This is a genomic window from Chlorogloeopsis fritschii PCC 6912 (genome assembly GCF_000317285.1).
Lineage (GTDB): Bacteria > Cyanobacteriota > Cyanobacteriia > Cyanobacteriales > Nostocaceae > Chlorogloeopsis > Chlorogloeopsis fritschii.
Map to the genome: position 1 here is coordinate 20,861 of NZ_AJLN01000141.1, position 12,462 is coordinate 33,322.

The 12,462-nt window shown below is 42.7% G+C and carries 12 protein-coding genes; 8 read left to right on the plus strand and 4 right to left on the minus strand.

Going from position 1 to position 12,462, the window contains the following annotated elements; translation table 11 throughout:
• The first annotated feature begins 65 nt into the window (after positions 1-65).
• Positions 66-611 (plus strand): late competence development ComFB family protein, encoded by a 546-nt coding sequence (locus UYC_RS0131005; RefSeq protein ID WP_016878039.1) that lies wholly within the window; start codon positions 66-68, stop codon positions 609-611.
• Positions 612-831: 220 nt separating this feature from the next.
• Here UYC_RS0131005 and UYC_RS0131010 read toward each other — a convergent pair whose 3' ends face one another.
• Entirely contained in the window at positions 832-1,503 is a 672-nt protein-coding gene (locus tag UYC_RS0131010; protein ID WP_016878040.1) for a L,D-transpeptidase, read from the minus strand.
• Positions 1,504-1,837: 334 nt separating this feature from the next.
• Between UYC_RS0131010 and UYC_RS39165 the strand changes: the two genes are divergently transcribed.
• From UYC_RS39165 to UYC_RS0131025, 3 genes are all read left to right on the plus strand, one after another.
• A complete protein-coding gene (locus UYC_RS39165) occupies positions 1,838-1,990 on the plus strand; it encodes a hypothetical protein (RefSeq protein ID WP_016878041.1) in 153 nt (50 codons plus the stop codon).
• Between the two features lie 383 nt (positions 1,991-2,373).
• Entirely contained in the window at positions 2,374-3,030 is a 657-nt protein-coding gene (locus tag UYC_RS0131020; RefSeq protein ID WP_016878042.1) for a sigma-70 family RNA polymerase sigma factor, read from the plus strand.
• Between the two features lie 160 nt (positions 3,031-3,190).
• The gene (locus UYC_RS0131025; protein WP_016878043.1) at positions 3,191-3,802 is read left to right on the plus strand and encodes an anti-sigma factor family protein; all 612 of its coding nucleotides are present in this window, start codon (positions 3,191-3,193) and stop codon (positions 3,800-3,802) included.
• Positions 3,803-3,927: 125 nt separating this feature from the next.
• On the opposite strand, the gene UYC_RS0131030 is transcribed toward UYC_RS0131025, so the two are convergent.
• The gene (locus tag UYC_RS0131030; protein ID WP_016878044.1) at positions 3,928-4,359 is read right to left on the minus strand and encodes a gamma-glutamylcyclotransferase family protein; all 432 of its coding nucleotides are present in this window, start codon (positions 4,357-4,359) and stop codon (positions 3,928-3,930) included.
• 45 nt (positions 4,360-4,404) lie between these two features.
• On the opposite strand from UYC_RS0131030, the gene leuS reads away from it, so the two are divergent.
• From leuS to UYC_RS0131045, 3 genes are all read left to right on the plus strand, one after another.
• On the plus strand, positions 4,405-7,020 hold the full coding sequence (gene leuS / locus UYC_RS0131035; RefSeq protein ID WP_016878045.1) for a leucine--tRNA ligase: 2,616 nt from the start codon (positions 4,405-4,407) through the stop codon (positions 7,018-7,020).
• 475 nt (positions 7,021-7,495) lie between these two features.
• Complete coding sequence (locus UYC_RS0131040) at positions 7,496-8,557, plus strand: mevalonate kinase family protein (RefSeq protein WP_016878046.1); 1,062 nt, start codon at positions 7,496-7,498, stop codon at positions 8,555-8,557.
• Positions 8,538-9,431, plus strand: a complete 894-nt coding sequence (locus UYC_RS0131045) for a UTP--glucose-1-phosphate uridylyltransferase (protein ID WP_016878047.1) — start codon at positions 8,538-8,540, stop codon at positions 9,429-9,431. The genes UYC_RS0131040 and UYC_RS0131045 overlap by 20 nt, the downstream gene beginning before the upstream one ends.
• A gap of 82 nt (positions 9,432-9,513) precedes the next feature.
• Here the strand turns inward: UYC_RS0131045 and UYC_RS0131050 are convergent, their stop codons facing one another.
• Positions 9,514-9,954 (minus strand): pentapeptide repeat-containing protein, encoded by a 441-nt coding sequence (locus UYC_RS0131050; protein ID WP_016878048.1) that lies wholly within the window; start codon positions 9,952-9,954, stop codon positions 9,514-9,516.
• Positions 9,955-10,320: a hypothetical protein gene (locus UYC_RS0131055; RefSeq protein WP_016878049.1), complete on the minus strand. Its 366-nt coding sequence runs from the start codon at positions 10,318-10,320 to the stop codon at positions 9,955-9,957. It lies immediately after the preceding gene.
• Positions 10,321-10,377: 57 nt separating this feature from the next.
• Between UYC_RS0131055 and UYC_RS0131060 the strand changes: the two genes are divergently transcribed.
• Positions 10,378-12,090 carry a TM0106 family RecB-like putative nuclease gene (locus UYC_RS0131060; protein ID WP_016878050.1) on the plus strand — a complete coding sequence of 571 codons (1,713 nt, stop codon included), beginning with the start codon at positions 10,378-10,380 and terminating at the stop codon, positions 12,088-12,090.
• Positions 12,091-12,462: the final 372 nt, after the last annotated feature.

Sequence of the window (12,462 nt, forward strand, 5' to 3'; positions counted from 1 at the left end):
GGGCAGAATAAATTGGATCGGTACCGTCCCTACCTCGCTTGGGTGGTTTATAAAAGATGAGCGTTATGAGTATAGAAAAAATTGTAGAACAAGCTCTCCAGGATGGTTATCTTACACCAGCCATGGAAGCAGAAGTCGGGCGCATTTGTGATAACGCAAGTGAACTCTCCATCGAAGAGTACATGGCACTGGATCGGTTGATGGGAGCGCTATTAACTGGTGAGGTGGTGGCGGTACCACGCAAACAGTTTATTAACGTGATGGAAGAATTGGTACTGACGGAGGCGATCGCTCGTGTAGCTGAAATTGAAGCTACCAGTGACAGTTCGCTAGATGTTGGAGATATTGCCGCTTACGCCCTCAACCGCCTGCCGCCTTTGTATGCAACGACAGAAGAAGGTGCTAACTACCAGCGTCAACGCGCTCAAGCAGAACTTGAAGAATTGATTGCCCAGCAAGTAAATGAAGCGATCGCTCGTTACTTAGATCGACCAAATTTCTTCCCAGAACGGCAGGCATTGGGTAAAAACACTGGCAACGAAATTTTGCGTCAAGTTAGCACATTGCTCCAAGTTTATGCACCTAATTTTGAGCAAAAATCACACTCTTAGGCTATAAGACAGGGTTGGAGGAATAGGAAGAGGACACGGGAAAAAATTCTTCACCTCTTCCCCCCTGCTCCTGGTGCTTATTTCCTAGCTCCTAGCCCCTAGCCTAAGCGTCCCTATTTTTCAGACAGAGGCTTTAGATTTCACTAACAAGATTGCTGAATTCTAAGTTTATATCCTGAATTCTTTATTTTAAAAATTAATAATCATTAAAAACCAGTAACTAATTCCGTACTTCTACTGGTGTCCCCAAATCTACCTGTTTGTATAATAAGCGAACATCAGGATTACGCATACGTAAGCAGCCATGAGATACAGCAGAACCCACTAGCTCATCATCTGGAGTGCCGTGAAACCCAATTTGATTGCGTCCATCTGACCAGAAACCAATCCATCTATCTCCAAGAGGACTGTCAGCTCCTGCTGGAAATACTTTGCCCGTGATCGGATGACGCCAAGCAGGGTTGAGGCGCTTTTGCGAAATCTCGAAAGTACCTGTAGGTGTTTCCCAGCCTTTTTTACCAATACCAGTTGGATAACTGGCGATCACCTGACCTAAACGGTAAACATAAACACGGCGATCGCTTAAATCAACTACTACTTTTGTCTGGGGAGCAGACGCAGGAAATAAAGGAGCCTTAGGAGTTGAAACTTTAGCTAAGAGCGACTTAATGGGGTGAGAGGCATTGCTTTTGTCTGTGCCATCTTGGATCAAGCTCCTTGGTGTTTTAACTATGTCTGCTGCCCTGGCTGCACCACCCCCTTGAGTCTCTGAACTAGCAGAAGGCGTCATAGAAGCAGAAATGTGCCAATGGACAGCAAGAGACAAAATTGCTGTGCCAAAACAAAGCAGCATTGCTATACGCGCTACAGATTCATTTCTTGCCATCACCATTGTTTATTTTCTCCAAACTCCCTGTGAACTGAGCAATCTGCCAACACTTTTACCTAAGATACTCTACCTTTTAGGAAACAGGTGTGCGCGTTGTGTATTTACAGTTAGCCAAACGCTGAAAAATTTTTTGGATTGCTTGATGATCCGATCACCAAAAATTTACAAACTTTTATTAGTTCCATCATCTATTTGTTTCTACTCGTGGGCAAACTAGGGCTATACAGATTTTTGCCAACCTCTAGATTTGAAAAATCCAGGTGAAATTCAGTCATTCTCCTGGAACCCAACAGGTGCAGCATTCAATCATTAGTATGGTGTGGGCGGGAGAAAGACCATGTTGGAAAAATTATTACTAGCGATAACAATCACATTTTCCCTCAATTTGTTTTTACAAGTTCGCATACCCAATCAACCTGATAGTGGTGCTAGTTATCAGCAACGACAGGAATCATCGCCAACTATTGTGGTCAGGTTGCCACAAAAATAGCGGTTATTTTTGTCACGAAGCGATCGCTTCGGCAATTCTCACCAACCACTTTGCCGTTAGGTTTAAGCCAAAACTAAGGCAATTTCCTTCAAAAACTTCAAAGTAAGACTTGATTGCAGGTGACATAATAGCTTGGGAACTGTATTTTTAACTTTCCTCGGCTGGTAACTACACTTTGTTTAATACATCATCATTGCGTTTTAGCCAATAGTAATTAGCCAGTTACTATTTGTAGCATCAGTATAAGTAACGTTACTGTCTACCCTAAATATGTATCTTGCAAAGTATACAGTGTTCCAGTCAGAAATCCGTCACTTCCACAAGGAACCTGCCCCTGTTGAGTATGTCTAATAGATAGGGATGATTTAAAGCCAGTACGATCTATGAGTCAATCGATTACTGTATCCTGGTCAACGGTTGATGCAACACTTCCAGAAGCATTAGTGCAAGTTGACAAACTTTCTAACCACGACCTGATTTTGCGCTGTCAAGCAGGATTGCGCCCCGATCGTGCTGCTTTCGCAGAATTGTTGCGCCGCTATCAATCCCAAGTAGACAGGGTTTTATACCATCTTGCTCCTGATTGGGCTGACAGAGCCGATTTGGCTCAAGAAGTCTGGATTCGAGTGTATCGGAATATTAACCGATTACAAGAACCATCTAAATTTCGGGGCTGGTTAAGTCGCATTGCCACTAATCTGTTTTATGACGAGTTGCGCAAACGCAAGCGGGTTGTTAGTCCCCTATCTCTAGATGCTCCCCGTTCGGTAGACGATGGCGAAATGGATTGGGAAATTGCCGGAGACACTCCTGGACCAGAGGAAGAATTAACGACTAGAGAGTTTTATGAACAATTGAGAGAAGCGATCGCGGATTTGCCAGAGGTATTTCGCACAACCATTGTTCTAAGAGAAATTGAAGGTATGGCATATGAAGAAATAGCCGAAATCACTGGAGTTTCCTTGGGAACAGTCAAGTCGAGAATCGCTAGAGCCAGAGCCAGATTGCAAACTCAGTTGCAAAATTATCTAGATACCTAAAGTTTAATGTACCCATCCTTTGGTCTATGGCAAAATTTTATAATCCATTAAGATTTTTAAAGAAAATGCCGGCAAGCATTACCAGCAGGAGAAAGAATGATTAATTTCATCAAACTAGTTTGCTCTTTTTACCCGTGCATAAATTGGTAATAATGTTAAGATGACTACTGATTATCACTTTAACGACCATTCTTGTTTGCAATTCAATGATTTGTCAGGCAAGAAGGAAGAGCATACCAATGATTCAACGGGTGCGATAGATATGGTGAAGCGCGATCGCTTCGAGTTATTGAGTGCTTATCTCGATGGAGAGGTAACAGCCGCAGAACGCAAGCAAGTGGAACAATTGCTGGCAAATGATCCAGATGTTCAACGCTTGTACGCCAGACTCTTGAAACTGCGTCAAGGCTTGCGGACTATGCCATTACCGCAGTCACAGCAGCCATTAGAGAAAACAGTTCAACAAGTGATGAGTCGTTTGCATCGCCGCGAGCGGCTGGCCTGGGCTTGGGGAGGTGCTGCTATAGCTGCTACTATCATCGGTGCTGTATCTAGCTTGTTACCGGGTAGTGAATTAACAGCACCGCAATTGGCTATCAAACCATCGGCAGAACAGACACAACCAAAAACTGAGTCTGTTACTGCACCATTAATGCTTGCTATTAATAACCCGATCATGGCTATTCCCAAAGCCGCAGAAGCATCTCCAGAAAATCCAGTCAATCAACAAAAGCAACTTAAATTTAGGGATTTGGAAAACGATTACAATTGAGTATGCAAACAGGTAAAAAGTTAAAAATTATTAATACAGAATTATGAACCCTACAAGTTTTCATAATTCGTAACAAATTCAGCAAATTTAAAAAATTTATTGTAGAGACGTGTCATGGCACGTCTCTATTTGCGATCGCTACTCCACCAGCCATCAGGCAGAAGGATTCCTCCTAATTTGCCAACAAGATTTGGTGTCATTAAGTATACCCAAGCCCAACCAAGCGATCGTCCTTGCAAATCGTATATTTCTATTTGCTGACGATTGTATAAATTTTCGGAAGTAGATCTGGCAGGATGGTAATCTTCGAGTTCGTCTAAATCAAACAACACATCTGAAGAAGAGAACTCAAGTAAATACCCGTAGACAGCGGTATTGCCCAGTGTCATCGCTGGGTAACCTGCTGGTAAATCAAACAATTGACCGAATGTAAAGGCTTTAGTAGCATTTGCAACCTTACCATCACAGTAGCTTTGATAGTTTGCTTCACCTGGTTTAAGGGTGCCGTAGACAAACACTCGTAACAATCCAGACAAGTTTTTTTTGAATTTAATCATTGCCTTTTTTATCCAACTTAAATTCCTTTGCTTACCATCTAAAATATGGAGGCAGACAAGATTACAGATCCAGTAGGAGAATTTTTGGTGGATTCCCGATATAACCCAGCATCGATTGAGGAAAAATGGCAAACAACATGGGCTGAATTTGGCTTAGATCACACTCCCACAGACACAAAGCAGCCCAAATATTATGCCCTGTCCATGTTTCCCTATCCATCGGGCAGCCTGCATATGGGGCACGTCCGTAATTACACAATTACCGATGTGATTGCCCGTCTCAAGCGTATGCAAGGGTATCGGGTACTGCATCCGATGGGTTGGGATGCCTTTGGCTTGCCCGCAGAAAATGCCGCGATCGATCGGGGTGTGCCGCCAGCGAAATGGACATATCAAAATATTGAGCAGATGCGGCAGCAATTAAAGCGCCTTGGTTTGTCCATTGATTGGAACTGTGAAGTTGCTACTTGTTCACCAGATTATTACAAGTGGACACAGTGGATTTTCTTGCAGTTTTATCAAGCGGGATTAGCCTATCAAAAGGAAGCAGCAGTCAACTGGGATCCTATCGATCAAACTGTATTGGCAAACGAACAAGTTGACAACGAAGGACGTTCCTGGCGCAGTGGTGCTAAAGTCGAACGGAAATTATTGCGGCAGTGGTTTTTCAAGATTACCGAATATGCCGAAGAATTATTGAATGACTTGGATAAGTTGCCAGGCTGGCCGGAACGTGTCAAATTAATGCAAGCTAATTGGATTGGCAAATCCACAGGCGCTTACTTGGAATTTCCCATAGTTGGCAGATCGGAAAAAATCGGTGTGTATACTACACGTCCAGATACAGTTTACGGCGTTAGCTACGTCGTCTTAGCACCAGAACATCCCTTGACAAAGCTGGTGACAACACCCAAACAGCAAGCAGCAGTAGAAGCATTTGTAGAAGAAGTTACCAACGAAAGCGAGTTGGAACGCACTGCCGAAGATAAGCCCAAACGGGGTATTCCCACGGGTGGTAAGGCAATTAACCCATTTACGGGTGAAGAAATTCCGATCTGGATTGCTGACTACGTGCTGTATGAGTACGGTACTGGTGCAGTTATGGGTGTACCTGCCCACGATGCGCGAGATTTCAAGTTTGCTAAAGAGCAGAATTTGCCGATTAAGGTAGTAATTGTGCCTGAAGGCGGCGATGCAGATGCATCTTTGACAGAAGCATACACTGAACCAGGAATTATGGTGAATTCTAGCCAGTTTGACGGCATGAATTCCACTGATGGCAAAAAAGCAGTTGTGGAATACGCCGAAAAACAAGGCTTTGGCAAAGAACGAGTACAGTATCGCCTGCGAGACTGGTTGATTTCGCGGCAACGTTACTGGGGCGCACCCATTCCCATTATTCACTGTCCTAACTGTGGTGCAGTGCCAGTTCCAGATGAAGATTTGCCTGTGAAGTTGCCAGAAGATGTGGAATTTACTGGACGTGGTGGCTCACCTTTGGCTAACTTGGAAAGCTGGGTAAATGTACCTTGCCCTACTTGCGGTACGCCAGCCAAGCGGGAAACTGACACGATGGATACGTTTATTGATTCCTCGTGGTATTTCTTGCGCTTTACTGATGCTAAGAATGAACAGCAGGTTTTCGAGCCTGGCAAAGTAAACGACTGGATGCCCGTAGATCAATACGTAGGTGGAATCGAACACGCGATTTTGCACTTGTTGTATTCGCGGTTCTTTACTAAAGTATTGCGCGATAGAGGTTTGTTGAACTTTGATGAACCCTTCCAACGCCTGTTAACTCAAGGCATGGTGCAGGGTTTAACTTACTTCAATCCCAATAAATCTGGTAAAGATAAATGGGTTCCTTCTCATTTAGTCGCTCCTGCCAATCCCCGCGATCCCCAGACTGGTGAACCACTAGAACGTATCTACGCCACTATGTCTAAGTCAAAGGGCAACGGTGTAGCACCAGAAGACGTAATTGCCAAATATGGTGTAGATACAGCCCGGATGTTTATTCTGTTTAAAGCACCACCAGAAAAAGATTTGGAATGGGATGAAGCGGATGTAGAAGGGCAATTCCGCTTTTTGAACCGAGTTTGGCGCTTGGTGACGGAGTTTGTGGCTGTTGGTAGTCAGGCGATTAATAGCGACAGTAAAGGCGAATTGACAAAAGCAGAGAAAGACTTGCGACGGGCAATTCACATTGCTATTAAGGAAGTCAGCGAAGACGTTGAGGACGAATATCAATTCAACACCGCTATTTCTGAATTGATGAAATTAAGTAACGCCCTGAATGATGCCACCTGCAAAGATTCGTCAGTCTATGCAGAAGGTATTCGGACTTTAGTCGTTTTGCTAGCACCTTTTGCACCCCATATCGCCGATGAGTTGTGGCATTTGCTGGGCAACACCAACTCAGTCCATACTGAAACCTGGCCTCAATACGATCCATCAGCATTGGTTGCCGATGAAATCACCTTAGTAATTCAAATTATGGGTAAAACTCGTGGTGCAATTCAAGTTCCTGCACAAGCAAGCAAAGTTGATTTAGAGAAGTATGCCCGTGAATCTGAGGTTGGACAACGTTATCTTGAAGGCAAGGAGGTTAAAAAGGTGATAGTGGTGCCTGGTAAGCTGATTAACTTTGTCTTGGGCTGAGTCATGTGTATGCTGTTTGTCATTTGTCATTGTTTAAGAATTAATAACAAATGGCAAGCAATCAAAAAATCAAGTATGAATGGCTAATACGTAAATGCGCTTGAGAATTTTGCTAACTCAAGCGCATTTAGTATAAATATGAACCAATTCACTTGTTTGATGCAACATTTGAAGTTCGCAATAATCCTTAATTTACAGTCTATCGCGAAAATAACTTGTGGCAAACATCTGGTGAAGTGGTATCACTCCTTGCACAAAATTAAGGATATCTTTTCTGAGATAAAAAGAGGACTTAGGTGAGTGACAGTTTCTCAACTGACCCTAGTATAACCAAGCAACAAGTATCTGTTTCAAAAGTAAGATATATGGCTATCCTAGCTCAACCCTTAGTACAAGACGGTATAAGAACTTGCTCATAACCATAGCAATATATTACTAAGCGTGTGAAGATTCTGGAGTAAGATAAAAAACATATATGAAAATTTTTGTTCCAGGGCGCCTGTGTCTGTTTGGTGAACATAGTGATTGGGCGGGAGGCTATCGCAGTCTCAACTCAGAGTTAGAAGTAGGTTGCACGCTACTGGTGGGTACGAATCAGGGGCTGTATGCCGAAGTGAAGCCACATTCAAATCTACTGATTCTGAGTGCCTGTCTTAGTGGTGGCAGCCGCAAAACCTTAACTCTACCGATGGAAAAACAGGTTTTGGTTGCCGAAGCCGAAAAGGGTGGGTTTTTCAGCTATGCTGCTGGTGTTGCCTACCAATTTCTTGTCAAGTCAGATAAATGTGTGGGCGGGCTAGAAATTGATAATTACCGAACAGATTTACCAATTCAAAAAGGTTTGTCATCAAGTGCAGCTGTTTGCGTTCTGGTCGCGAGGGCATTTAATCTGGTTTATGACTTAAAAATGTCGATCCGGGAGGAGATGGAGTTTGCCTATCTAGGAGAAATTACCACCCCTTCTCGTTGCGGGCGGATGGATCAAGCTTGTGCTTATGGTAATCGTCCCATTGCTATGATCTTTGATGGCGATCGCACTGATATCATCGAACTTAGTGTTCCAACAGATTTGTTTTTTGTGATTGTGGATCTTGGTGCCAGCAAAAATACTCAGGAAATTCTCAGAAAACTAAATGAGTGTTATCCCTTCGCCCGTAACGAAATACAAGCAAATGTTCAGAAATATCTCGGTTCTGTCAGCTATCAAATCACCCAAGCTGCTGTTCGTGCCTTGCAAGCAGGTGATGCTCAACAAATTGGTATTTTGATGAAGCAAGCACAAGCAGAATTTGACAAGCATCTGATTCCGGCTTGCCCTCAAGAATTAACTGCACCAATTCTGCATCAACTGCTAAATTATGAACCGATTCAACCTTATATTTTGGGTGGCAAAGGCGTTGGTTCCCAAGGAGATGGCACAGCACAGTTTATTGTTAAAAACAAAGAAAATCAACAAAAATTAATTGAAATTCTTGAACGAGATTTTCCACAGATGCAATGTTTAGAATTAACGATTTATGCAGAAAAAACAAGTTAGAAAAGCTGTAATTCCGGCTGCGGGTTTTGGCACTCGGTTATTTCCTGCTACGAAAGTTGTTAAAAAAGAACTTTTTCCAATTATTGATAAAGATGGCAGAGCAAAACCTGCCATTCAGCTAATCATAGAAGAAGCTTTTAGTGCTGGCATTGAAGAAGTTGGAATTGTCATCCAGCCAGAAGATAAAAGAACTTTTATAGACTTATTTAAATTTCCACCCAAAGCAGAACTTTTTGAGAAACTTTCGCCAGAAAATCAGAAATACAGCAAATATCTGGTGGACATGGGTGACAAGATTAAATTTTTGGTTCAAAAAGAACAGCTAGGCTATGGTCATGCTGTATACTGCGCTAAAGATTGGGTAAATAATGAACCATTTTTGCTGCTATTGGGCGACCATATTTACTCATCTGATACAAAAGTATCTTGTGCGCGTCAGGTATTAGAAATTTATAAACAAGTTAATCAAAGTGTTGTTGGTTTAACGACAATGCCAGCAGATATGCTTTATAAAGCCGGGTGCATCACAGGGGTTTGGCAACAGAAAAACTCAATTATTTCACTAACGCAAGTATCCGAAAAACCTACTGTTGAATATGCACGCCAGCATTTACGTGTTGAAGGTATAGCAGAAGATGAGTTTTTATGTATATTTGGGTTATATGTACTGACGCCGAAAATATTTGATTTACTGGGAGAAAATATTAGTAATAACTTTAGAGAAAGGGGAGAATTTCAACTCACAACCTGTCTGGATAAATTGCGTCAAGCCGAAGGAATAACAGGATATGTTGTGAAAGGAAAGCTTTTTGATATTGGAATGCCGGATGCTTATTTGCAAACTTTAATTGATTTTAGGAATAGGGATAAATAGGTGTTTACGTTCCTCAATCTAACCTACAACAGAGAGCGATCGCACTGTTTTTCTCCTAGCAACACCTGAAGCAGACTTATCGCTAGTTAATCGGATCGTTAATAATTCCGCCGTCACACCAGATAGTATCTCGGCATATACACTCAGTAAAAGAGGTATTGTCCAAAACAGCTCCTCTGAAATTGGTTCTTACCATAGAACACAAAGCAATTTCAGCATTTCTAAGATTAGCTTCCTCGAAAATGGTGTCAGCCAAAGCAGTTTCTTGCAGCAAGGCTCCTTTCAGGTTAGCTTGCCTGAGATTAGCTTTTACCAAACTGGAGAAAGACAAGTCAGTCTCCTCCAAATTAGCTCTCTCCAAATTGGCTCTACTTAGGTCAATCTCTCTCAAACTAGCTTTACTCAAGTTAGCACTACTCAAATTAGCATCACTCAAGTTAGCACAAGGTACTAGCACAATTCCCACAAAATCTCTTTCCCCAGCAGCATAACGCTGCAACAACTCCTCAACAGTTATCCTCATCTATATACCTCTACAACCATCATGTAATGAAGCGAGCAGTAACGAAAAACGTAGACGCGACAGCGGCTTCCCGAAGGGTACCACAAAGAACACAAAGGACACGAAGCCACCTCCGGTGTCTACGTTCCTCAACCCAACCTGAAGCAATCTTTCTTCAGCCACAGCGATCACCTGACTGGCTGATCTTTTCATGGTATTTTTTTCTCGTTTGAGATTTTTCACCTGGCTCCCTCTGCTTGATTTTTTGGCGAACGATCGCTTGACTTTCAAGACAGTCGCTACAAGATCGGCGATCGCACAGGGAATAGCGAAATAAAAAAATACTGTCTTCCATCTGCCCAAAAAAGAGTGTACCTTTATTAACATCAATTTTCGTTAGCTGGGTTACTTCCAAATAGGGCTAATTCTTGTTAGCTTAGAGGAATGTTAATAAATGCTGAACTTCTGCTGCAATTTCAACGTTGTAAGCGCCGCTCTTATTTAGATATCCACGGCGACTTCAGCCAAACAGATGCTGCTAATGATTTGCTCCTGAAACTGCAACAAGACAAAATCGTCCATCAGAAAGGTGTTTTGGAGCAGTGGAATTCTCGTCGCCCAGATTATAAACTGGGAGATTGGCAAAGGGGAAAGGCGGCGACTCTGGAGTTGATGCAGCAGGGAGTAGAGTGCATTTATCAAGGTGTGTTGCTAGCTAAATACTCGGATATTCAGTTGCAGTTAACTGAGACGGTAGAGGTGGATACGGGGGAAGACGCCCAGATGCAAAGACGCAAAGACGCGGAGAGTTTACCTGTGTCATCTTCCTCCTTTCAATCTGATAAATACACTTTATTAAGTCGTCCAGATTTACTGGTAAAGCTGCCTGGAAATTCCTGTTTTGGAGATTGGATGTACGTTCCGGTGAATATTGAACTGGGAAAACGTCCGAAGCAAGAATATCAAGTTGTAGCGACATTTCACGCCCAAGTATTGGCGATCGCCCAGCAAGCGGAACCACAAACAGCTTCGTTAGTTTTGCGTGGCAAAGAGGGGCATTATTCTGTGGATCTGCTGAGATGGAAACCGCAGATGCATAGTATTCTCCAGGAGTTGATTCAAACTTTGGAGGAGGTGACAGCACCAGACTTGTTTATGAGTCGGCAACGCTGCAATCTTTGCCATTGGTACAGCAGTTGTTATGCGATCGCTCAATCTCAGAAACACCTCTCTCTCGTACCAGGAATTACACCTGTTCGCTACACTCAATTACAGGCATTGGGTATTACTACAGTAGAATCTCTCGCCCAAGCTAATCCAACGGCACTGGAAAATCTGCCTGGTTTTGACAGCGAAGTTGCCTGCAAACTTGTATTGCAAGCTCAATCTGTACTACAAAATCGTCCCCTGATTTTACCCTATTTGCCAGATAGCTTATACCACTCAACAATTCCGGCGATGAGGGATGATTTGCAAAGTCATAGCCACGAACAAAGGTTACTGCCAACGCTATCAACTCAGAATAATAAATTTACAACCCCAATTGAGCTTTACTTTGATATTGAAGCGCAGCCAGACTTAAATTTGGATTACTTGTTGGGGATTTTAGTTGTTGATAGACAAGCAAATACGGAAGATTTTTATTCTTTGCTTGCAGAAAAACCAGAAGACGAAGAATTGATTTGGCAGCAATTTTTGGATTTGATGTGGCAGTATCCGGATGCGCCAATTTATCATTTTTGTGTTTACGAATCTGATGCAGTTAAGCGGCTGGCGAAGCTTTACCGTACTTCCCATGCTTCTGTACAGCCAATACTGAATCGGTTTGTAGATATATACGAAAAATTAACTCAAAGTGTAGCCTTGCCAGTAGAAAGTTATGCCTTAAAAGCGATCGCTCGTTGGTTGGGTTTTGAGTGGCGCGATCCAGAAGCGAGTGGTGCTAAGTGCATTTACTGGTACGATCGGTGGTTAAAAACAGGCGATCGTAGCTTGCTAGAAGTCATCCAGCGTTACAACGAAGATGACTGCCGCGCTACCCGCAGCGTCAAAGACTGGTTAGTTAAATTTTTCCAAGCAGAAATTAGAAATGAGGAATTAGAATACTCTTCGCAAAGCCGTCTTCCGGATGTTTGCGACAAAGTTCTTTACGATTGAGCCATGAGTAAGGTTAAAAATAACTCAGTTATTAAAACACGGGAACAGCAGTCAGATCTGTTCTAATATTATGTTCGTCAAAACAGTTATGATTAAAGCTCACGCACCAGACGCAGAGAGCTTTCACGAGTGTTGATTATAACTAATTAGACGGACTTGATATAAGTTCTTCTTGAGACTAATACCAAGTTTTGTAGGGTGTATTGTCGCCAAGCACTGCACCATCCTAGATTTTCAGTGCGTTAGGACTACTCTCTAATTTTTACTCCTCCGTGTTCTCTGTGCCTCTGCGGTTTGATTCTTTCTGAGTCGTGCGTAAGTTCTGACTACATATGAAAACAAATTCGTTTAACTAATGGCTGATAGCGATTA

Excerpts from the sequence above, each read along its gene's own strand:
- UYC_RS0131020 (WP_016878042.1), top strand. The coding sequence starts at position 2,374 with ATGAGTCAATCGATTACTGTATCCTGGTCAACGGTTGATGCAACACTT.
- UYC_RS0131045 (WP_016878047.1), top strand. The coding sequence starts at position 8,538 with ATGCAGAAAAAACAAGTTAGAAAAGCTGTAATTCCGGCTGCGGGTTTT.
- leuS (WP_016878045.1), top strand. The coding sequence starts at position 4,405 with ATGGAGGCAGACAAGATTACAGATCCAGTAGGAGAATTTTTGGTGGAT.
- UYC_RS0131030 (WP_016878044.1), bottom strand. The coding sequence starts at position 4,359 with ATGATTAAATTCAAAAAAAACTTGTCTGGATTGTTACGAGTGTTTGTC.
- UYC_RS0131025 (WP_016878043.1), top strand. The coding sequence starts at position 3,191 with ATGACTACTGATTATCACTTTAACGACCATTCTTGTTTGCAATTCAAT.
- UYC_RS0131010 (WP_016878040.1), bottom strand. The coding sequence starts at position 1,503 with ATGGTGATGGCAAGAAATGAATCTGTAGCGCGTATAGCAATGCTGCTT.
- UYC_RS0131055 (WP_016878049.1), bottom strand. The coding sequence starts at position 10,320 with ATGTTAATAAAGGTACACTCTTTTTTGGGCAGATGGAAGACAGTATTT.
- UYC_RS39165 (WP_016878041.1), top strand. The coding sequence starts at position 1,838 with ATGTTGGAAAAATTATTACTAGCGATAACAATCACATTTTCCCTCAAT.
- UYC_RS0131050 (WP_016878048.1), bottom strand. The coding sequence starts at position 9,954 with ATGAGGATAACTGTTGAGGAGTTGTTGCAGCGTTATGCTGCTGGGGAA.
- UYC_RS0131060 (WP_016878050.1), top strand. The coding sequence starts at position 10,378 with ATGTTAATAAATGCTGAACTTCTGCTGCAATTTCAACGTTGTAAGCGC.
- UYC_RS0131005 (WP_016878039.1), top strand. The coding sequence starts at position 66 with ATGAGTATAGAAAAAATTGTAGAACAAGCTCTCCAGGATGGTTATCTT.
- UYC_RS0131040 (WP_016878046.1), top strand. The coding sequence starts at position 7,496 with ATGAAAATTTTTGTTCCAGGGCGCCTGTGTCTGTTTGGTGAACATAGT.